Here is a 19,761-nt window from a genome sequence, read left to right on the forward strand (position 1 = left end):
GCGGTTCAGTTCAGGGTCGCGAGGAACTCGCCGCAGGCCTTGGCGCAGGTGCGGCAGGCGTCGGCGGTCTGTTCGGCGCCCGGGTGCCGGTCGAAGACGTGCGCGCTCTCCAGGCACACGGTCCGGCACCACTCCAGCTGGGTGCGGATCCCGGCCTCGTCCTGGCTGTTCTGCTCGGACAGGACGCGGCAGGTCGTGTCGCAGACCTCCGCGCACATGATGCCCTTGCGGCGCACGAGCTCCTGGTCCTCGTTGCCGCCGGGATCAACCAGGCTCGCGCGCAGCGCACACGCCCGCGCGCACTCCGTGCACGCCTGGGCGCAGGCGAACCGGTCCTCCAGGAACCGTATGAGTTCCTGTTGCGAAGTCGTCGATGGTGTCGTAGATGTCGAAGTCACGTTCGGGCGGGTAGCCGGTGCCACACCCGCCAAACCCTGTCCCCCCAAGGGCTGCGACCGTTTTCCGCCGCCCGCCGAGGGCACCCGTCCGGCCCTGGGGGACACGTACGACGAGAGGTGGATCCGTGCCCGGACGACAGGAGCTGCCGTCGACGCTGGAGCGCTCTTCCGAGGAAGCCCAGCGCACCTGGATCAAGGCCCACGACTCGGCCGTCGACACGTACGGCGAGGGCGAACGGGCGCACCGGGTGGCGTACGGCGCGTTGAAGCACATGTACGAGAAGGTCGGCGATCACTGGGAGCGCAAGGAGGGCGGCCGCAAGGGCCCCTCCGACCCGCAGTCGGCCCGGCCCCGCGGGCAGGGCGGGCGCAGCGGCGAGGGCGTCGACGAGAGCGCGTCCAAGGAACATCTCTACGACGTGGCCAAGCGGCTGGACGTCGAGGGGCGCTCCCGGATGTCGAAGGGGGAGCTGCTGGACGCCATCCGCAAGGCGAACCGTTCCAGCACGCGGCAGGCGCGGGAGGAGTGAGGCGGCGGCCGCGCGCCGAGTGGGCCGGTTCGCGGCGGTGACCAGGGGTACCCGCGTTCCATGAGTACCGCATCGCTGGACATCGCCGCGGCCCAGGGCACTGACGTGTGGCCGTTCGCGGGTGTGGGTCTGCTGGTGGTGGCGCTGCTGGTCGGCGCCTTCCTCCTCGGAGCCCGCATCCGCCGTCGTGAGCCCGCCCCGCCGCGCCCGGAGGAACAGCCGCGCCTGCCCGACTCGGGACCCGTGGGCGACGTACTGGAGAATCGCGAGCCCGACGAGGTGCCCAGGAGCGGCGACCGCCTGACGCCGCACCGGCTCAAGGCGCACGGCAACCTCGGATCCCGGACCAGCCCCACCCAGGCGCGTCCCCGCTGGAACGAGGGCGGCAGCGGCTCGTTCGGCAGCGGAGGGCCCGGCGGTCACTGACCGCGCCGGTCCGGCCGGCCTCCCCATGAGGCCGTCGCACGGAGGGAAGTGAGATCCATGGCCGACGACCCCGGCCGCAGCAGCCTGCCCCTGCCCGACTACGACCACCTGCCGCTCGGCTCCCTGGAAAGCCGGGTGCGCTCGCTGAGCGCCGGGGAGGTGGAGGAGCTGCTCGCCTATGAGCGCACCCACGCCGACCGGCTGCCGGCCACGGAGGTGCTGACCGCCCGTCTGGAGCAGTTGCGCTCCGGCGCCGAGCCCAGCCAGGGCGACCCGGCGGCGCTGCGGCCCGAACAGGGCGGGAGCCGGGCGGGCTCCCCGGTGACCCCCGCGACCTCGCCGCAGCCCTCCAGCCCGCCTCCGCACGGCACACCGGACCAGCGGGGCAAGCCGAAGGGCGACCGCACGTAGAGCGGGCGTCACGCCTGGTTTCCGGCACCGGCCCACGGGCACCCGTGCGCCGTGCTGTTGCGGAGGACGAGGGCCCGGGCGTCAGCCCGGGCCCGACATACGGTGAAACGGACCACGGGCTACCTCGACGGGCGGCTGCCGCTGTCCGAAGGGGGCGGCCTTCTGCGGAAGGCCTTCCCCGAACACTGGTCGTTCCTGCTGGGCGAGATCGCCCTGTACAGCTTCGTGGTGCTGATGCTGACGGGTGTGTGGCTGACCCTGTTCTTCCACCCGTCGATGAACGAGGTCGTCTACGACGGCTCGTACACGCCGCTGGACGGCATCCGGATGTCGGAGGCGTACCGCTCGGCGCTGCACATCAGTTTCGACGTCCGCGGCGGGCTGATGATCCGGCAGCTGCACCACTGGGCGGCGCTGGTGTTCGTCGCGGCGATCGGCGTGCACATGCTGCGCGTCTTCTTCACCGGCGCGTTCCGCAGGCCGCGCGAGGTCAACTGGGTGATCGGCGTGACCTTGTTCGCGCTGGCGATCGCCGAGGGCTTCGCCGGTTACTCGCTCCCCGACGACCTGCTGTCCGGGACGGGCCTGCGGATCATGCAGGGGGTCATGCTGTCGGTGCCGGTGTTCGGGACGTACATCAGCTTCTTCGTCTTCGGCGGGCAGTTCCCGGGGCACGAGCTGATCCCACGGCTGTACTCGCTGCACATCCTGCTGATCCCGGGTCTGCTGCTCGCCCTCGTCACCGCTCACCTGGTCCTCGTCTTCTACCTCAAGCACACCCAGTGGGCCGGCCGGGGCCGCACCGACGACAACGTCGTGGGCAAGCCGCTGTTCCCGCAGTTCATGGCGAGTTCGCTCGGCCTGTTCGCCATGGTGTTCGGAACGCTCGCACTGCTGGCGGGGCTGGCGCAGATCAATCCGATCTGGACCTACGGCCCCTACCGTCCCGACGTGGTGTCGTCGGGCTCGCAGCCCGACTGGTACGTCGGCTTCCTGGAGGGCTCGCTCCGGCTGGTGCCGCCGTGGGAGACCGACGTCCTCGGACACACCGTCATGTGGAACGTCCTGCTGCCCGCCGTGGTGCTGCCGCTCGCCCTGTTCGCGGTGCTGTACGCGTATCCGTTCTTCGAGGCGTGGATCACCGGCGACCGGGAGGAGCACCACCTCGCCGACCGGCCCCGTGACAATCCGGTGCGCACCGGGCTCGGCGTCGCCGCGATCCTCTTCTACGCCGTCCTGCTCGCCGCGGGCGGCAACGACGTGATCGCGCACACCTTCAAGGTGTCCCTCAACGCCCTGACCTGGATCTTCCGGGTCTGCCTGATCGTGGGGCCGCCGCTGGCGTTCATGGTCGCCAAGCGGATCTGCCTGGCCCTGCGGGAGGCGGAGCTGGAACGCCTGACCGAGGGCGAGGAGACGGGCGTCGTACGGCAGACGGTGGCCGGCGGCTACGCCGAGGGCCACGCGCCCGTCGACGAGGAGACGCGCTACGTGGTGGAGACCCGGCGGGTGCCGAGGCCGCTCGCGTCACCCGAGGGGAGCGGCGGCGACGTACCGCAGCTGCAGCGCCTGCGGGCGACGCTGAACTCCTGGTACCACGTCGAGGACGCCGGGGATCCGCGGGTTCAGGACGCGGAGCCGCCGGAGCTGGACTCCGGGCACGAGTCGGCGCGCTGACCGTCGCGCTGTCCGGCGATGTGGACGGCGACGTCCGGGCCGGTCGGCGCGCTGCCCGGGTCGTCCCGGCCCGCGTGCTGGAACACGAGGCCGAGGATCCCGCATCCGAGCACGCCGAAGCCGATGAGCGCGAGCCACAGGCCGAAGACCACGCCGAGGGCCAGGAGGACGGCGCCGAGGGCGACGACGACCGGCCAGGGGCTGTGCGGGGAGAAGAAGTCCAGGGGGCCCGCCGTGTCGATCACCTCCGCGTCGGGCCGGTCCTGGGCGCGCGGACCGCGCCTGCGGTGCTGCACCCGCAGGTAGAAGGAGACCAGCACGGCCATCAGGCCGGTCACGACGAGGGCCGCGGTGCCGGCCGGCTCGGCGGACCACCAGCCGTAGCCGGCGCCGGCGACGGCGAAGAAGGCGGCCACCCCGGCGAAGAGCCGGGCCTCGGTCCTCACGGCGCGTACTCCTCGTCCGTCACCTCGTCGGTGTGCATGGCGTGTGTCTCCCTTTCGTCAGTGGCTCGCCGGTCAGTGGCGGGCGCGTCGGTGACCGACCGTCAGGGCTCGTCCGTGACGGCCGAGGCGGCTCTCGGGTCGGCTGCTCGTCCGTCAGACGGTCCCGCCGCCCGGGTCACCGACTGGTCCGCTGTCCGGCGCGCTGTCCGGCCACGTCGGGGTGGTGCAGGTCGAACGCCGGGGACTCGGAGCGGATGCGGGGCAGCGCGGTGAAGTTGTGGCGCGGCGGCGGGCAGGAGGTCGCCCACTCCAGGGAACGGCCGTAACCCCAGGGGTCGTCGGTCTCCGCCCTGCGCCCGGTCCGCGCCGACTTCCAGACGTTGTAGAGGAACGGCAGCGTGGACAGCCCCAGCAGGAACGCGCCGATCGAGGAGACCATGTTGAGCGCGGTGAACCCGTCGGCGGCCAGGTAGTCGGCGTAGCGGCGCGGCATGCCCATCTCGCCGAGCCAGTGCTGGACGAGGAAGGTGGTCTGGAAGCCGACGAACAGCGTCCAGAAGTGGATCTTCCCGAGGCGTTCGTCGAGGAAGCGGCCGGTGAACTTGGGCCACCAGAAGTAGAACCCGGCGAACATCGCGAACACCACGGTCCCGAAGAGCACGTAGTGCAGGTGGGCGACGATGAAGTAGCTGTCGGTGAGGTGGAAGTCGAGCGGCGGGGAGGCGATCAGCACCCCGCTCATCCCGCCGAGCAGGAAGGTCACCATGAAACCGAGCGACCACAGCATCGGCGTCTCGAACGACAGCGACCCCTTGTGCATGGTGCCGATCCAGTTGAAGAACTTCACCCCGGTCGGCACCGCGATGAGGAACGACATCAGGGAGAAGAACGGGAGCAGCACCGCCCCCGTGGCGAACATGTGATGGGCCCACACCACCGCCGACAGCATGGTGATCGCGATGGTCGCTCCCACCATGCCGACGTAGCCGAAGACGGGTTTGCGGCTGAAGACCGGGATGATCTCCGTGACGATGCCGAAGAACGGCAGCGCGACGATGTAAACCTCGGGGTGCCCGAAGAACCAGAACAGGTGCTGCCACAGCAGCGCCCCGCCGTCGCCGGCCTCGAAGATCCGCGCGCCGAACCTGCGGTCCGCCTCCAGCGCGAGCAGGGCGGCGGTGAGGACCGGGAACGCGGGCAGCACGAGGATGGAGGTGAACAGCGCGTTCCAGGTGAAGATCGGCATGCGGAACATGGTCATGCCGGGGGCGCGCAGGCACAGGATGGTCGTGATGAAGTTGACCGCGCCCAGCGTGGTGGAGACCCCGGTGACCACCAGTCCCATCACCCACAGGTCGCCGCCCGTGCCGGGGCTGCGGATCGCGCTGTTGAGCGGCGCGTAGGCGAACCAGCCGAACCCCGCCGCTCCCCCGGGCGTCAGGAACCCGGACACCACCATCAGTCCGCCGGACAGGTACAGCCAGTACGACAGGGCGTTGAGCCGGGGGAACGCCACGTCCGGGGCACCGATCTGCAACGGCATCACCGCGTTGGTGAACCCGGCGAACATCGGCGTCGCGAACAGCAGCATCATCACCGTGCCGTGGATGGTGAAGAGCTGGTTGTACTGCTCGTTGCTGAACAACTGCAGGCCGGGACGGGCGAGTTCGGCCCGCATCAGCAGGGCGAGCACCCCGCCGAAGAGGAAGAAGGAGAACGCCGTCGCCATGTAGAGGTTGCCGATCACCTTGTGATCGGTCGTGGTGGCCCAGCGCAGCAGGGCCTTGCCGAATCCCGGATCCGTCCGCCGCACCGACGCCCTGTGCGGCCGTTGCGCGATTCTCCTGTCCACCGCCATGCACGGGTGGGTACCCGGCGAGATCGCCTCCAAGCCGTCCGGCGCGGGCGGGGCGCCGCCGCGCCGGGCGGTCCCGCCCGGGGCGGACCGTCGGGGGCGGACCGTCGGGGGCGGCCGTGCGGGTGTGGCCGGGAGCCGAGCGGGGCACTCGGGGCCGCGTGACGACCGGGCCGGAGCCTACGGCCCGGCACTGGCGAGGGAGGCTTTCATGGCGGCCGGAGAGCGGTCCTACGACGGGGGCCAGGCACCCCTGGGCGGGTACGCGGCGCTCGCCGCGACCTTCACCACGGGCGCGGCGCTGTTCGCCGTGACGGCCCGGCGGTCGGGCGTGCGGCTGCCGGAACGGGTCCCGCCCTGGGACGTGGCACTGCTGGGCGCGGCCGTCTTCAAGGGGTCGCGGCTGCTGACCAAGGACAAGGTCACGAGCTTCCTGCGGGCCCCCTTCACCCGCCGCACGGAGGAGATCCCGGCGGGTGAGGTGATGGACGAACCGCGTGGCGAGGGGGTGCGGCGGGCCGTCGGCGACCTGGTGTCCTGCCCGTTCTGCAGTTCGATGTGGGTGGCCGGCGCCCTGGTCTGCGGCTACGCGTGCGTGCCCCGGGCCGCGCGGCTGGTGTGCGCGGGACTCGGCGCGGTGACGCTCGCGGACTGGCTGCAGTACGCCTGGAGCTTCACGGAGCAGCGCGTGGAGGGCTGAACGCACGAGGGCCGGGGGCGGGCCGGAGCCGGGGCGGCCCCGGGCCGCCGTGCTCGTCGGCGCCCCCTCGCGGCCGTCGAAACGGGACGCCCCCTGTCCGCCCCGTGCGGGCGGCGCGTGCTCCTGGTGTTCTTCGGCGCTCTTCACCTGCCTCCTGCGGCGGCGCGAGCCCGTGCCCAGTGGCTCGAACCCTTCGATCACTCCTGGATCCACCGGTCGCGGGCTGTCGCAGCCTCGGCAAGACTTGTCACGATATCATCACCGTTAGTCACATCTATGCGATGTGCACTGATATCCGGTGAAAGGTGACCTCTTGTCCGATATTCAGGCGTTCGACGTCATCATCGTCGGCTCCGGGGCCGCCGGTGGAATGGCGGCGCACGAGCTCTGTGTGGCGGGTGCTCGCGTCCTGATGCTGGAGGCGGGCCGGGACTACGATCCGGGGACCGAGACGCCGATGTTCAACACGCCGCAGGACGCGCCTCTGCGGGCGGCCTCGACGTCGGACAAGCCGCAGGGTTTCTACGACGCCACCGTCGGTGGCGGCTCGCAGATCGCCGGTGAGCCCTACAGCCAGGCAAACCCCCCGAATCCGGACGGGTCGAATCAGTTCAGCTGGTGGCGGCCGCGGATGCTGGGCGGTCGCACCAACCACTGGGGTCGGGTGGCACTGCGCTTCGGACCGTACGACTTCAAGCCGAAGACCCGTGACGGACTGGGTTTCGACTGGCCGATCGAGTACGCCGACCTGGCGCCGTGGTACGACAAGGCCGAACGCCTCATCGGTGTCACCGGCCTCCCCCACGGGATCGAGAACGCCCCCGACTCGCCGCCCGGCGTCCAGCTCCCGCCGCCGCCCCCGCGCGCCTTCGAGATGGTCCTCAGTCGGGCGTTCGAGCACCTGGGCATGAAGACGGCGGCGATCCGGGCGGCCGTACTCACCCGCCCGTTGAACGGCCGCGCGGCGTGCCTGTACTCGACCCAGTGCACCCGCGGCTGCTCCAGCCGCTCCAACTTCCAGAGCACGACCGTCCTCATTCCTCCGGCCCACGCCACCGGCAATCTCACCGTCGTGTGCAACGCCATGGTGTCCCGGGTCGACGTCGACGCGACCGGGCGGGCCGCCGGGGTCACCTACAACGACCGGGTGACCGGCTCCGAGTTCTCGGTCACGGGGCGGGTGGTGGTGCTGGCGGCGGGAACCTGCTCGTCAGTGCGCATCCTGCTCAATTCGCGAAGCGCCGCGTTCCCCAACGGGATCGGAAACGGCCACGGGCTGGTCGGCAAGTACCTGATGGACTCGGTTGAGTTCTCGCGCTCGTCGCGCATTCCGATGCTCGAAAAACTCCCCGTGCTGAACGACGACGGCATCTTCACCCCGCACATCTACGTGCCGTGGTGGCTGCTGCCCGAGCAGGCCGCCGGGCAGCTCGGGTTCCCGCGCGGGTACCACATCGAGCCGCGTGGGGGGCGCAGGATGCCGACCACCGGCATCGGAAGCCTGATCGACAACAGCAGCGCGCTCTACGGCGACGACTTGCGGGCGGAGGTACGGCGGAGGTACGGCACCGCCGTCACTCTCATCGGCGAGGGCGAGATGATCCCGAACGAGGATTCCTTCTGCGAACTCGATCCGACGGTCAAGGACAAGTGGGGCGTTCCGGCCCTGCGGTTCCACTGGAAATGGGGAGATTCGGAAGTCCAGCAGGTCTCGCACATGCGCGACACCTTCAACCAGGTCTTCAGCCTGCTCGGCGGCGCGCCGGACACCAGTCCCGTCGCGATGCCGCAGGGCGGCGGGGCGGTCCACGAGGTCGGCGGCGCGCGGATGGGGACCTCGCCGCAGAACTCCGTGCTCGACGCCTACAACCAGTGCTGGGACGTGAGGAACCTGTTCGTCGTCGACGGCGCCTCATTCACGTCGAGCCCGGACAAGAACCCCACGCTCACCATCCTGGCCCTGGCCGCGCGGAGTTCGGCCCGCATCCTCGAACTGCTGAGGAGCGGTGGCATCTGACCACGCCAGGCACCTGACAGCCGAGCGAGCGCGACCGGCCGACGGTACGACGGAAGCGAAAGGAAGAGATGGACCAGCACAGTGCCGCCGAGGCCGGCACCGCACCGCAGGGCTACGGAACCGATCCCAACCTCGTGACGCCGCACACGCCGTGGTCGCGCACCCTCTCGGAGCGTGAGCGCGCACTGGTCGGGACGCTCGCCGACATCGTTCTGCCGGGTACCGCCGAGTACCCGGCGCCGAGTGCGATGGGGATCACCGACTTCTTCGACGACTGGGTAAGTGCTCCCTACACGACGCAGCAGGGCCACAGGACCGTCATCACGGTCGGCCTCGCCATGGTCGACGCGGAGGCTCAGCGCCAGTTCAAGACGGGGTTCGTCGAACTGGACGGCTCCCGGCAGCGCACGATCGTCGACCAGATCGCGTCGACCACCGCGACGGACCGGAGCTTCTTCACGAGGTTCCGGTCCCTGCTGCTCGCCGGCTACTTCACCTCCGACATCGGCTTCAAGGCGATCGGCTATCCCGGGAACGTGCCGCTGCTCGCATTTCCGGGCGTCCCTCCGGAGGCGCGGCGCATCATTGACGACGAACTCAGAAAGCTGGGGCTGTAGCGTGAATTCGGTGACCGCAGGCACACCACGCATGAAGACCATCAGGGAGTACGTCGAGGCGGAAGTTCTGCCACTGGACGACCTCAAAGGCGCCTTGCAGCTCGCGATGCGGCTGGAATTCGCCACCATCCCGCCGTATCTGTGTGCGCAGTGGTCGGTCAAGGACGACCCGGACCGCACTGAGGGTGTGCTGCACAGAATCGTCAGCCAGGAGATGAACCACTTCGCACTGGCCGGAAACCTGCTGGCCGCGATCGGCGGCCGGCCGTCGATCGCGCACCCGGACTTCCTGCCGACCTATCCGGCGAACGAGCTGCCCGGCGGCATCCCGCAGCAGCTTCCGGTCGATCTGAAGCCGCTGGTCAAGGACCAGCTCGCGGTGTTCATGCAGATCGAGCACCCGGAGTTCCCCCCGATCGCCCTCCTGCCCGAGCGGCCGCCTGCCACGATCGGAGCCTTCTACGACACGATCACCCAGACGTTCCAGAAGCTCGAGCCGGCGATCGACCTGAAGGCCCACGCGGTGGAGGTGCCCTTCGCGAAGCCGATCAGAACGATCGCCGACGCGGTCGACACCATCGACCGGATCAAGAGCGAAGGGGAGGGGACGCAGGGCTCCCCCGATCAGCCGCCGGAGGAGGGGGGCAGCGGACACGCGCACTACTACCTGTTCAAGGAGCTCTACGTCCAGAAGCGGCTGGTCGAAACCGGCGGCCAGTGGAGTTTCAGCGGAGCTCCCGTCACCCTGCCGGACGTGTACGACTTCGCTTCGTCACAGGCCCGGCCGAACCCCTCGACCGAGTTCAACCGCACCCTGTCGAAGCTGCTGGTCGACCTGGAGACGTGCTGGACCTCTGGCGCCCCGCCGAACGTGGCGGCCATGTTCCAGCTTCAGACCCTCGGGCGGGACCTGATCAAGCGAGGGATCCGTCCGGAGTTCCGGTGGGACGACGGAGCGGCCTGAGCGGGCTACGCGCGTGCCGGCGGGACCGGCCGGACACACAGCGACCCGGAGGCGGGCTGTGAAGTCCGCCCCGGGCACGGCGGGTATGTCGACCGGTCAGAAGGGCTTTGGGGCCCGCGAGTCCGCGGACCTGTTGACCTCCGCCGGCCGGCGGCTCGGCGATGTCCCGCCGATCGTGGTCTGGGACAACGCGGGCACCCATCACGGCGAGCCCTTGCGGGAGTGCTGTGAGCACGACAGCGACTGGCTGACCATCGCCAAGCTCGCTCCCGCCCTACGCGCCCGACCTCAACCCCGTCGAAGGCGTCTGGCCCCACGTGAAGAAGTCCCTGGCCGACCTCGCACCCCGCGCGATCGAAGAACTCACCCCGCTCGTGAAGAACCGCGGCGACAGTCACGATGCCGTGAAGGGGTGCGTATGGTGTGCCGTTCCGATCTTCTCTGTCACCCTCCGGCCTCGACGTACCGGAATTCCGGACCGAAGGTCATCTCGCTGCCGTCCGACAGAGGGATCTGCATCAGCCGCCGCGCCGGATCCTCCAGTTTGCGCATCTCCTTGACGGCTTGATTCAGCAGTTGCGCCGGTGTCGGAGTACTTGACGGATCAGCCTGCCAGGCGTTTTCGAGGGACCGAAGCATCGCACTGTAGTGCTGATCGAAGGTGTCAAGGAGACCACGCACCTCACTGGAGACCGGGACCCCTCCCTGCTCCCAGCCACCGCTGGGGACTGTTCCCATGCGGGAGGCCCGTGGCATGGGGATCTCGTCGCCTTGGAACTCGAACCGCTGCGGGTCGCTTGACACCGGGACCAGTTTTCGGCCGTGGAAGATCTCCCGGAAGGAGTAGAAGTGGGCCAGCTCCCCCGGTTGTCCCGGGAAGGGGTTGTCCGGCGACGCGGCAGTTCCCTCCCCCTGTTCCTTGATGATGGTGATGGCAGCGTCTACGTCATCCAGCGATGTGAGTGCGAAGACGTCGTTCCCCTTGCCGTGGAACGACATGTCCCTGGTGACCTGCTTGGTTCCCTTGATGAGCTGCGGCTGGTTCCGGAACGCTTCAAGGATCTGCGTGTAGAAGGCCCCGATGGACGTGTGGACTTCCGCCTCCTCGACGACAGGGTCGTCGGGCCTCTCGATCTGGGAGTACATGTCGACCGCCTCCCTGGTCAGGCCGGTGAGGGAAACGGACAGTTCAGGCCGTACGCCGCCGGGCAGTGGGCCGGGATATTTCGGCACCAGTGCCGCGTCGGCCATCCGGGGGGCGCCGCCGATGGTGGTGAGCATGTTGCAGACCAGACCCATGTGGGACATCTCGTCGAAGATGATCTCCTTGATCGTTTCGGAGACGTCGCCGTCACGGTCCGGATCTTCGATCGACCAGAGACCGCACAAGTAAGGGGGAAGCGTCGCCAGCTCCAGCAGGACCGCCTGCTGCAGTGCGTTTTTCAACCACAGCTCGTCATGTTCCTCGGCGGGCATCCGCATCAGTTCGACGATCATATTGCTTCGATAGTTGAGAACCGTGGACACGGTGGTCTCCTTCTCACTCACGGGGGATTCTGATGCATTGTGAAATACGACAGGTGTACGTCACCGGAGGTGCGAGACCGCGCCGGCAGAGTTCATCCGTACGGTCGGCGTGAGTTGTGATACGTCGAAGCGGCGCTCGGAAAGGAACTCCTGTGGCCCGGGGAGGATTCCCGTGTCGACTGCTGTCACATTCACCTGGTCGGCCGCGGCTCGTCGGAGTGCGAACCGGCACGACAGCACCTCCGCGGAGGTGACCGTAGAAGAGGAACGGTGCTCCTGGAGCCCGCCTTCACTCGGGAAGCTGTCGGGCGACCTCGTGCTCAGGTGAACGCAAGTCGGCAGTCGGGAGCAACTGAGGACGTGATGGCCGAGTCGCGTATCACCGAATGATCCACCAGGCTGGGCATCAGGTCCTGCACCGCCCACGACAGCCTTCTGCCGCCTCCGACTGATCCAGGTCAGACGGCCCCATGCACGGTGCGGGCTTCTGTTCGGGCACCGGCCACCCTGTAGGCCGGCCCGGAAGACGTCACGTCCCAGGCTCGATGAAAGGGGCCCGCATGCCCGTCGATCTCAACAATCCCCTGTCGTGGAAGAACGCCACCGGTGACGCCGACACGATGCTGCAGAATCTGCAGGCCAACATTCTGAAGAGCCACGTACGCGAACACCTTCACATTCTGCTGCTGCAGTTCGGTCAGAGCGCGGAAGCCATTGCGGAGGCGCGGGCGTTCCTGACCGGGCTGGCCCCGCTGGTGAAGTCGGCCAAGACGCACTTTCAGGAAGTGAAGGCCTTCAAGGAGAACGGGCCGAAGGACGTGTCGGACGTGCCCTACGTCGGTGTGGGGCTGACTTTCGCAGGCTACGACCGGCTGCAACTGGCGGACCGGGCTCCCTCCGACGATGCGTTCAAGAGGGGGATGCGGGACGACAGGACCCGGGAGAAGCTGGGAGACCCGGAGGTCGCGCAGTGGGAAGCCGGCTTCCAGGAGACGATCCACGCCGTCGTTCTGGTCGGCGGCGCCGAAGCCGGCCCGGTGGACAGCAGGCGCCAGGAGATCGAGGGTCTGCTGACGGGCTCGATCCGTGTGCTCGGCAGGGAGACGGGCCACGGCATGCACAATGCGAACGGTGATGGGATCGAGCACTTCGGCTATGTCGACGGCCGCAGCCAGCCGCTGTTCCTCACCGAGGACCTGGAGGAAGAGCTGCGCCGGACCGACGGAGTCTCCGTATGGGACCCGACCCAGCCACTGGAACGCGTACTGGTCGCGGATCCGGCCGCACCCGACCCCTCGACGGACTTCGGCAGCTACTTCGTGCTGCGCAAGCTGGAGCAGAACGTCCAGGCGTTCAGGCAGGCGGAGGAAGCCCTCGCCGATGCGCTGAAACTCGAGAACAACGACCGCGAGCGAGCCGGCGCCATGCTCGTCGGCCGCTTCAAGGACGGCACTCCGCTCACGCTGCAGGCCACGCCCGGAGCACACAGCCCGGTGATGAACAACTTCGACTACGCGAGCGACGGCGCCGCCGACAAGTGTCCGTACCAGGCACACATCCGCAAGACCAACCCGCGCGGCTCCGGCGGCTTCGGGCAGCCGCCGGAAGCCGAACGCCGCCACCTGATGGCGCGGCGCGGGCAGACCTATGGCGAGCGGTCCGAGGGCGACCTTCCCGAGACCGGCGTCGGCCTGCTCTTCATGGCATTCAACTCCGACCTGAGCAAGCAGTTCGAGTTCACGCAGCAGACCTGGGCCGACAACCCCGGCTTCCCAGAGCCCGGTGAAGGTGAGTCGGCCCCCGGTCTCGACCAGGTCATCGGGCAGGGCGAGCGCCCGCCGGCAACCTGGCCGCGGGTGTGGGGCGAGGCGGAGGGCCAGGAGGTCCCCGCAATGGTGCAGGCCGTGACCATGAAGGGCGGCGAGTACTTCTTCATGCCCTCGCTCTCCTTCCTGCGCGGTCTGTGACCGGCACGCACCGACCGACCTACGGCCTCGCCTCGCCCGACGTCTTCCTCGGCTCACCGGTAGAACGTGCCGCGAGGCTCAAAGGATCCCGACCGCGGCGAAGGCTGCTTCGACTGCGGCGACCTTGAGGGCCAACTGGTTCGCGGGCAGCGCTCGGAACAGAGTCCGCGCGCTGGCCACGGCCGCGCGTCGGCTGTCTGTGAACTGCGAGGTTCGCGACAGCCGCTGCGTGAGGGCCAGGTAGAACGTGGCCGCCACCTCAGCCGGGCTCAGTTCGAGTGAGCCGTCGTCGGCCTGTGCGGTGAACAAGTGGAAGGCCGCCTTGTTGTGGATCCCGCTGTTGACGTGCACCCCGCCCCAATCACCAGCCTGGGTATTGGGCAGCACGCGGAACTGATCCATGTGTGCCGGCTGCCCGAATCGAGGCGGATCCGACATGTCACGGAACGGCTTGTCCCCGGGCAGGAGGTTCTCACCCAGCAGCCAGTCCCAGGTGCGGGGATCCTCATTCCCCGAGTTGGCGATGATCGTGCCGAAGATGTCGGAGTAGGACTCATTGAGGGCTCCCGACTGGAATGCGTACTCCAGGCGTGCGGTGTGGTCCGTGACACCGTGGAACATTTCGTGCCCCACCACATCAGGATTGGCACACAGAGAGCGTAGTTCGTCTCCACGCAACACTTGGCCGTAGACCATCTGCCGGCCGTCCCAGAAGGCATTCTTCCATTGCTTGGGGCCGGGACTGCTGTCGGCGACGACGCAGTTGATGGTCGACCGCATCGGACCACCTCGTCCGTCGATGTTGTCCCGTCGCAGCACATTGCGCAGAAACTCGGATACCGTGACGGCGTTGGCGTGGGCGCTGACGGCGCTTGGCGTCCAGGTCGGCGGATTGGTGATGAGGGCACCTGGCAGCCGATCACTGTGGACGGAGGGGTCACCGAAGTCGAAGTCGAAGGTTTGCACGTTGTGGACGGGGTCGTCCATCACCAGGCTTTCACCTTGCCGTGAGGCGACGAAGGTGCGCTTGACGTCGAAGCTGTCGGCCGCCGTCTGCTCTTCACCAGTGGTCATGCTGGGTGTGCGCGGCAGGACGGATACGACTTGCCCGTCGTGGGCGTCCACCACGTAGTCGACGAACCGGGGTGGCTCGAATGCGCCTTCCTGGCCGAGGGGAGGTTCAACCGTGTGGTCCAGGGTCACCGGCACGTCCTGGAGGATGTACACGAGCCGCCAGCGAGACGCGGTGGCGTCGAAGTAGTGGTGCAGGTGAGGAACCACACCGGCCAGGACAGGTACATAACCATGCGGCGCGGTGGCGGCCGCCGTCAGGGCGTCAGCCGCCGAGACGGTGGCGACCGGGTCGATCTCCTCGGGCTCCCCGAGAGCTGAGTCGATGCCGATCAGATCGTTGGCCTTGTCGAGTTCCACGGTCACCAGCGAGCCGTAGACCGGGATGTCGTTCAGTGTCTGACGGAACTTCACCGTGCGGGTGTCGGTGAGCGGGATCGTCTCTGTGCCGATCGTCTTGAACCGGCTGGTGACTCCGTTCGCCACGGGGGCAGTGAGGGACGGCACCCTCGCGCTTTCCAGGGCCTGGTCGAGGTAGCGACGCGCCGCCGTCTCGGGATCGAGGTCACGCTCACTTTCGAGCCCCTCCGGCCTGAGGCTGGGACGTGCAGCCTGCTCCTCCTGCAGTTGCGCGATGGCGCGGGACGACGACTCGTCGAATGTGTGCAACGAGAGGCTGCTCAGACCGTTGTCTGCGGCTTGCTGGCTGGGCATGACGCTCTTCCTTCACGAGCAGGGTTCGGGGTTGTGCGCTCGTTCTCGACGAGGTGCGGCGTATGTAGTGGATGGGGCGATACCCGGAAGCCGGCTGAGGTTGCAACCGTCCTCTCCGTCGCGCTCCCACCCACGAACAGGCGGTGGGCGACGGGGACAGCGGCGCGCTCTCGTGCGAGGGAAGAAGGCAGGCTGGGGCAGCCGTTTCACCGGGACCGAAGCGCCCGCCGGGGTCACCGCTCCACCAGCGTGGTGAGTGAAGCTCCCACATGTCCAAACTAGCTACGGCGCAACCGCGCCGCATCCGGGAGAGTGATCGAGGAGATCCGACGACGCATGCAGAGCACGAACTGCCCGTTCACCAGGAAGACTTGCGCGATGGCTTGCCCTTGTTCAGGGAGCATTCCGTCTTCGGCCACGGGCCCTTGCACGGCCCCGATCAAGAAACCTCGATCAGATGACCGCCATCGTGGCAGTACACGGACCTCCACCGGGGCAGACCGGTCTCGCAAGGTGCGGACCCTCTGGACCAACTCGAGCGGGAACACCCGGAAGATGCGCCGACCCGCCGATCAGAAGCTCGACCGCCTCCACAAGCGGCCCTGGGATCATCACACAGCGTGAAAGGCGGCGATCGCAGGTGACCTTCGCTGATGCAAGGTCGATACTGCCATTGGACGGAGCGGGCGACGCACCGATGGGGGTACCCACCAGGACCTGACGCCTCGTCACGAAAGTCGGCTTCTACTCAGCATCGGACCCGCCGCAACCCGCCTCCGACCGCCACGAAGCGCCACGATCGTCAACCGCCCTTCATGCCGGTGACCTGCAGAAGCGCAGGTCCTGGGCCCAAGTGTTAAGCTCCCTAGGAGGCACCTATGAGGATGCTGATCAACGTCGCCGAGACCGTCGTCGCGGACGCCCTGCGCGGCATGGCCGCCGCCCATCCCGAACTGACGGTCGACGTGGAGAACCGGGTGGTCGTACGGCGGGACGCCCCGGTTGCCGGGAGGGTCGCCCTGGTCTCCGGCGGCGGCTCCGGGCACGAACCGCTGCACGGGGGGTTCGTGGGCCCGGGAATGCTGTCGGCGGCCTGTCCTGGCGAGGTCTTCACCTCGCCGGTGCCCGACCAGATGGTGCGGGCCGCGGCGGCGGTGGACAGCGGGGCGGGCGTGCTGTTCGTCGTCAAGAACTACACGGGTGACGTGCTCAACTTCGACATGGCCGCCGAGCTCGCCGAGGACGAGGGCATCCAGATCGCGAAGGTGCTGGTCAACGATGACGTCGCGGTCACGGACAGCCTGTACACGGCCGGGCGACGCGGCACCGGCGCCACCCTGTTCGTGGAGAAGATCGCGGGCGCGGCGGCCGAGGAGGGGCAGCCGCTGGAGCGCGTGGAGGCCATCGCCCGGCAGGTCAACGAGAACTCCCGCAGTTTCGGCGTCGCGCTGAGCGCCTGCACCACCCCCGCCAAGGGCAGCCCCACCTTCGACCTGCCGGCCGGCGAGCTGGAGCTGGGCATCGGCATCCACGGCGAGCCCGGCCGGGAGCGGCGGCCGATGATGACGTCGGGCGAGATCGCCGACTTCGCGGTCGACGCGATCCTGGAGGACATGAGCCCGCGCAACCCCGTGCTGCTGCTGGTCAACGGCATGGGCGCGACCCCGTTGCTCGAACTGTACGGCTTCAACGCCGAGGTGCACCGGGTCCTCGCCGAGCGCGGGGTGGCCGTCGCCCGCACCCTCGTCGGCGACTACGTCACCTCGCTCGACATGGCGGGCGCCTCGGTCACGCTGTGCCAGATCGACGAGGAGCTGCTGCGGCTGTGGGACGCGCCGGTCAACACGCCCGGTCTGCGCTGGGGCATGTGATCCTGCGGCAGTGTCCGCACCGTACCTATCACGCAAGGGAGACCCAGTGCTCGACGCCGACTTCTTCCGCCGTTGGATGACGGCGGCCGCCGTGTCCGTCGACCGCGAGGCGGAACGGCTCACCGCTCTCGACTCGCCGATCGGGGACGCCGACCACGGCAGCAATCTGCAGCGCGGGTTCGCGGCCGTACGGACCGTACTGGAGAAGGAGGCGCCGGACACGCCCGGCGCGGTCCTCACCCTGGCCGGGCGGCAGCTGATCTCGACGGTCGGCGGGGCGTCCGGCCCGCTGTACGGGACGCTGCTGCGCCGCACCGGCAAGGCGCTCGGCGACTCCGCCGAGGTGAGCGAGGCGCAGCTCGCCGAGGCGCTGCGGGCCGGGGTGGACGGGGTGATGCAGCTGGGCGGCGCCGCGCCGGGCGACAAGACCATGGTCGACGCGCTGGTCCCGGCCGTGGAGGCGCTGGGCGACGGTTTCCCGGCGGCCCGCGCGGCCGCCGAGGAGGGAGCGACGGCGACGACTCCGCTGCAGGCCCGCAAGGGCAGGGCGAGCTATCTGGGTGCGCGCAGCGTCGGGCACCAGGATCCTGGGGCCACGTCGTCCGCGCTGCTGATCGCGGCGCTCGCCGAGACGGCCGAAGGGACGGAGGGCTGACATGGGTGACGGCAAGCTGGTGGGAATCGTGCTGGTGTCGCACAGCGCGGCGGTGGCCGAGTCGGTGGTCCAACTGGCGAGGGGTCTCGCGGGCGGCGGGGTGACGGTGCCGGTGGCCCCGGCGGGCGGCCGGGCGGGCGGCGGGCTCGGCACCAGCGCCGAGCTGGTGTCCGCCGCGGCGGCGTCCGTGGACCAGGGCGCGGGGGTCGCGGTCCTGACCGACCTCGGCAGCGCCGTGCTCACCGTGAAGGCGCTGCTCGCCGAGGGCGACGAACTGCCGGAGGACACCCGTCTGGTGGACGCCCCGTTCGTCGAGGGCGCGGTCGCCGCGGTCGTCACGGCGGCCACCGGAGCCGACCTCGACGCGGTGGCGGCGGCGGCAGCGGACGCGTACAGCTACCGCAAGGCCTGAACCGGCCCCGGGGCGGTGGCCGTCCGGCCGCCGCCGGGTGCGCACGGCGCGGTCGCGCGCGGCTGTCACGCGGGGCCGTCGCCTCCTGCTGTCCCGCACGGCCCGCGCACGGCCGTCGTCGGGTCCGAGCCGGGCGGAAGCCGTGTGCCCGGCCAGGCGCGTGCGACGGTGGACGCCCGGGTGGCGGTCGTCGTGCCGGGCTCACCGGGGCGGCCGAAGGCCGGGCCAGGGGAAAGGCGCGTGCGGGGGTGCGCGCGGTGACGGGCGCCTCGGCGGTGGTCGCCGTGCCGAGCCCGGCGGGCGGTCCCGCCCCAGGACGCGGACGGGTGGCGGCTTCGCGGCGAGGGACCGGGGGCGGCTCGCCCGGGACGGGTGGTGGCTCGCGGGTCAGCCGGTCGGCACCGCGGCGCCGGCGCGGTCCACGAGGCGTCGCGCCAGCCGCTCCCCCTCCGCCACGGCGGCCCGGTGGTTCTCGATGGGGCGGACCCGGGAGTGCTTGAAGACGATGTAGGTCACGCCCGACCCCGCGCCCCCGGCACTCGGGTCGGCGGGGATGCCGAGGCGCCGGGCGGCGGCGTAGGAGGCCTCGCCGATGAGGTTGCGCGGGCCGGTGTCGCCCACGACGGCGTACTGCACCCGGCCCCGGTAGACGACGGCCGCGACCGATCCGCCGCCCACCCCGTGGTCGCGGTGGTCCCAGACGCGGCTCGGTGCGGGCAGCACGATGTAGGGCAGCCGCTCGGCGTTCAGCCGGCGGCCGTCGGACTGCGCGTAGGCGGCGGCCGACGAGAAGTGCGGGTCGGTGCGGTGGTTGCAGCGGCGGGTGGGCCGTCCGTCGCAGTCGATGTCCATGTCGGCCTTCCAGAAGACGGCGCCCGGCAGTCCGCAGACCGGGATCGTGGCGGGCGCGCCGGCGTCCGGGCGGAACCGGCCGCGCGAGACCTGCGCGCACCCGCGCACCAGGGCCAGCAGGTCGGCGGCGCGGACGTCCCCCTCGCTGCGCGCCGTCGGCTCCTCGGGGGGCCGGTACGGCGCGGGAGCGGCGGGCAGATTCGTCGGAGCGAGCAGAGCGGCGCTCGCCGCGACGAGCGTCAGCGACTGGACACGCACGATGCGGAACCCTCTCCTCGGGGACATTGATGGACATACCTCATATATCGGATGAATATGATCGTGCGGCCCACGTTAGGGGACCGGGCGGCGCATGGCTCGCAACACGTGCGGGGCGGTCGGGGGCCCCGGGCGGCGCCGGCCAGGCCCCCGGCCGCCCTCGCGGCGCGGCATCAGCGACGACAGCGGTCCGCGCCTCGGCCTGAACTGGTCTTTCACGGACGGCAGTTCGACCGGGATGGGGTCAGCATACGTAACGCGCCCGCACGGCCGCCAAAGACCGTCCGGAATCGCCCTCTTGATGCGTCCTCAGCAAGAGGGCATATTGGTCCGGACCAATGACCGTGCGGTGGGCGGGCCGTCCGCGCCGCAGTCGACGGGGGAGGCGGGCCT

The 19,761-nt window shown here is 69.6% G+C and carries 18 protein-coding genes; 12 read left to right on the forward strand and 6 right to left on the reverse strand.

All coding sequences use genetic code 11. The annotated features are described in order from the left end of the window. Positions 1-5 precede the first annotated feature (5 nt). A complete protein-coding gene (locus ACH5A8_RS14635; protein WP_399001711.1) occupies positions 6-398 on the reverse strand; it encodes a ferredoxin in 393 nt (130 codons plus the stop codon). 125 nt (positions 399-523) lie between these two features. On the opposite strand from ACH5A8_RS14635, the gene ACH5A8_RS14640 reads away from it, so the two are divergent. From ACH5A8_RS14640 to ACH5A8_RS14655, 4 genes are read left to right on the forward strand one after another with little or no spacing between them, the layout of a single operon-like run. Beyond that, complete coding sequence (locus ACH5A8_RS14640) at positions 524-928, forward strand: ChaB family protein (protein WP_399001713.1); 405 nt, start codon at positions 524-526, stop codon at positions 926-928. 60 nt (positions 929-988) lie between these two features. Further along, on the forward strand, positions 989-1,354 hold the full coding sequence (locus tag ACH5A8_RS14645) for a DUF6479 family protein (protein ID WP_399001715.1): 366 nt from the start codon (positions 989-991) through the stop codon (positions 1,352-1,354). Positions 1,355-1,411: 57 nt separating this feature from the next. After that, the gene (locus ACH5A8_RS14650) at positions 1,412-1,765 is read left to right on the forward strand and encodes a hypothetical protein (protein WP_399001717.1); all 354 of its coding nucleotides are present in this window, start codon (positions 1,412-1,414) and stop codon (positions 1,763-1,765) included. A gap of 51 nt (positions 1,766-1,816) precedes the next feature. Further along, positions 1,817-3,442, forward strand: coding sequence for a cytochrome bc complex cytochrome b subunit (locus ACH5A8_RS14655; RefSeq protein WP_399001719.1), 1,626 nt, complete (start codon positions 1,817-1,819; stop codon positions 3,440-3,442). On the opposite strand, the gene ACH5A8_RS14660 is transcribed toward ACH5A8_RS14655, so the two are convergent. Beyond that, a complete protein-coding gene (locus tag ACH5A8_RS14660; protein WP_399001721.1) occupies positions 3,391-3,888 on the reverse strand; it encodes a cytochrome c oxidase subunit 4 in 498 nt (165 codons plus the stop codon). The genes ACH5A8_RS14655 and ACH5A8_RS14660 overlap by 52 nt on opposite strands. A 175-nt stretch (positions 3,889-4,063) precedes the next feature. Continuing rightward, on the reverse strand, positions 4,064-5,746 hold the full coding sequence (ctaD, locus tag ACH5A8_RS14665; protein WP_399001723.1) for a cytochrome c oxidase subunit I: 1,683 nt from the start codon (positions 5,744-5,746) through the stop codon (positions 4,064-4,066). 208 nt (positions 5,747-5,954) lie between these two features. On the opposite strand from ctaD, the gene ACH5A8_RS14670 reads away from it, so the two are divergent. The 4 genes from ACH5A8_RS14670 to ACH5A8_RS14685 all read left to right on the forward strand — a co-directional run bounded on the left by ACH5A8_RS14670 (position 5,955) and on the right by ACH5A8_RS14685 (position 10,041). After that, complete coding sequence (locus ACH5A8_RS14670) at positions 5,955-6,443, forward strand: DUF1360 domain-containing protein (protein ID WP_399001725.1); 489 nt, start codon at positions 5,955-5,957, stop codon at positions 6,441-6,443. A 313-nt stretch (positions 6,444-6,756) separates the two neighbouring features. Then, on the forward strand, positions 6,757-8,460 hold the full coding sequence (locus ACH5A8_RS14675; RefSeq protein WP_399001727.1) for a GMC oxidoreductase: 1,704 nt from the start codon (positions 6,757-6,759) through the stop codon (positions 8,458-8,460). Between the two features lie 68 nt (positions 8,461-8,528). After that, positions 8,529-9,077 carry a gluconate 2-dehydrogenase subunit 3 family protein gene (locus ACH5A8_RS14680; protein WP_399001729.1) on the forward strand — a complete coding sequence of 183 codons (549 nt, stop codon included), beginning with the start codon at positions 8,529-8,531 and terminating at the stop codon, positions 9,075-9,077. Between the two features lie 31 nt (positions 9,078-9,108). Beyond that, entirely contained in the window at positions 9,109-10,041 is a 933-nt protein-coding gene (locus tag ACH5A8_RS14685) for a ferritin-like protein (RefSeq protein ID WP_399001731.1), read from the forward strand. A 444-nt stretch (positions 10,042-10,485) separates the two neighbouring features. Here the strand turns inward: ACH5A8_RS14685 and ACH5A8_RS14690 are convergent, their stop codons facing one another. After that, the gene (locus ACH5A8_RS14690) at positions 10,486-11,568 is read right to left on the reverse strand and encodes a ferritin-like protein (RefSeq protein ID WP_399001733.1); all 1,083 of its coding nucleotides are present in this window, start codon (positions 11,566-11,568) and stop codon (positions 10,486-10,488) included. A gap of 560 nt (positions 11,569-12,128) precedes the next feature. Here ACH5A8_RS14690 and ACH5A8_RS14695 point away from each other — a divergent pair. Next, entirely contained in the window at positions 12,129-13,535 is a 1,407-nt protein-coding gene (locus ACH5A8_RS14695; protein ID WP_399001735.1) for a Dyp-type peroxidase, read from the forward strand. Between the two features lie 78 nt (positions 13,536-13,613). Here ACH5A8_RS14695 and ACH5A8_RS14700 read toward each other — a convergent pair whose 3' ends face one another. Beyond that, positions 13,614-15,320 (reverse strand): M4 family metallopeptidase, encoded by a 1,707-nt coding sequence (locus tag ACH5A8_RS14700; RefSeq protein WP_399001738.1) that lies wholly within the window; start codon positions 15,318-15,320, stop codon positions 13,614-13,616. 878 nt (positions 15,321-16,198) lie between these two features. Here ACH5A8_RS14700 and dhaK point away from each other — a divergent pair. The 3 genes from dhaK to ACH5A8_RS14715 are packed head-to-tail and all read left to right on the forward strand — an operon-like array spanning position 16,199 to position 18,258. Next, the gene (gene dhaK, locus ACH5A8_RS14705; protein ID WP_399001740.1) at positions 16,199-17,191 is read left to right on the forward strand and encodes a dihydroxyacetone kinase subunit DhaK; all 993 of its coding nucleotides are present in this window, start codon (positions 16,199-16,201) and stop codon (positions 17,189-17,191) included. Positions 17,192-17,237: 46 nt separating this feature from the next. After that, a complete protein-coding gene (gene dhaL, locus ACH5A8_RS14710) occupies positions 17,238-17,846 on the forward strand; it encodes a dihydroxyacetone kinase subunit DhaL (protein ID WP_399001742.1) in 609 nt (202 codons plus the stop codon). Position 17,847: 1 nt separating this feature from the next. Then, on the forward strand, positions 17,848-18,258 hold the full coding sequence (locus ACH5A8_RS14715) for a PTS-dependent dihydroxyacetone kinase phosphotransferase subunit DhaM (RefSeq protein WP_399001744.1): 411 nt from the start codon (positions 17,848-17,850) through the stop codon (positions 18,256-18,258). Between the two features lie 387 nt (positions 18,259-18,645). Here ACH5A8_RS14715 and ACH5A8_RS14720 read toward each other — a convergent pair whose 3' ends face one another. Beyond that, complete coding sequence (locus ACH5A8_RS14720) at positions 18,646-19,368, reverse strand: glycoside hydrolase family 75 protein (RefSeq protein WP_399001746.1); 723 nt, start codon at positions 19,366-19,368, stop codon at positions 18,646-18,648. Between the last annotated feature and the right edge of the window lie 393 nt (positions 19,369-19,761).

The sequence above is a fragment of the Streptomyces sp. NPDC018610 genome (assembly GCF_044391765.1).
Taxonomy (GTDB): domain Bacteria; phylum Actinomycetota; class Actinomycetes; order Streptomycetales; family Streptomycetaceae; genus Streptomyces.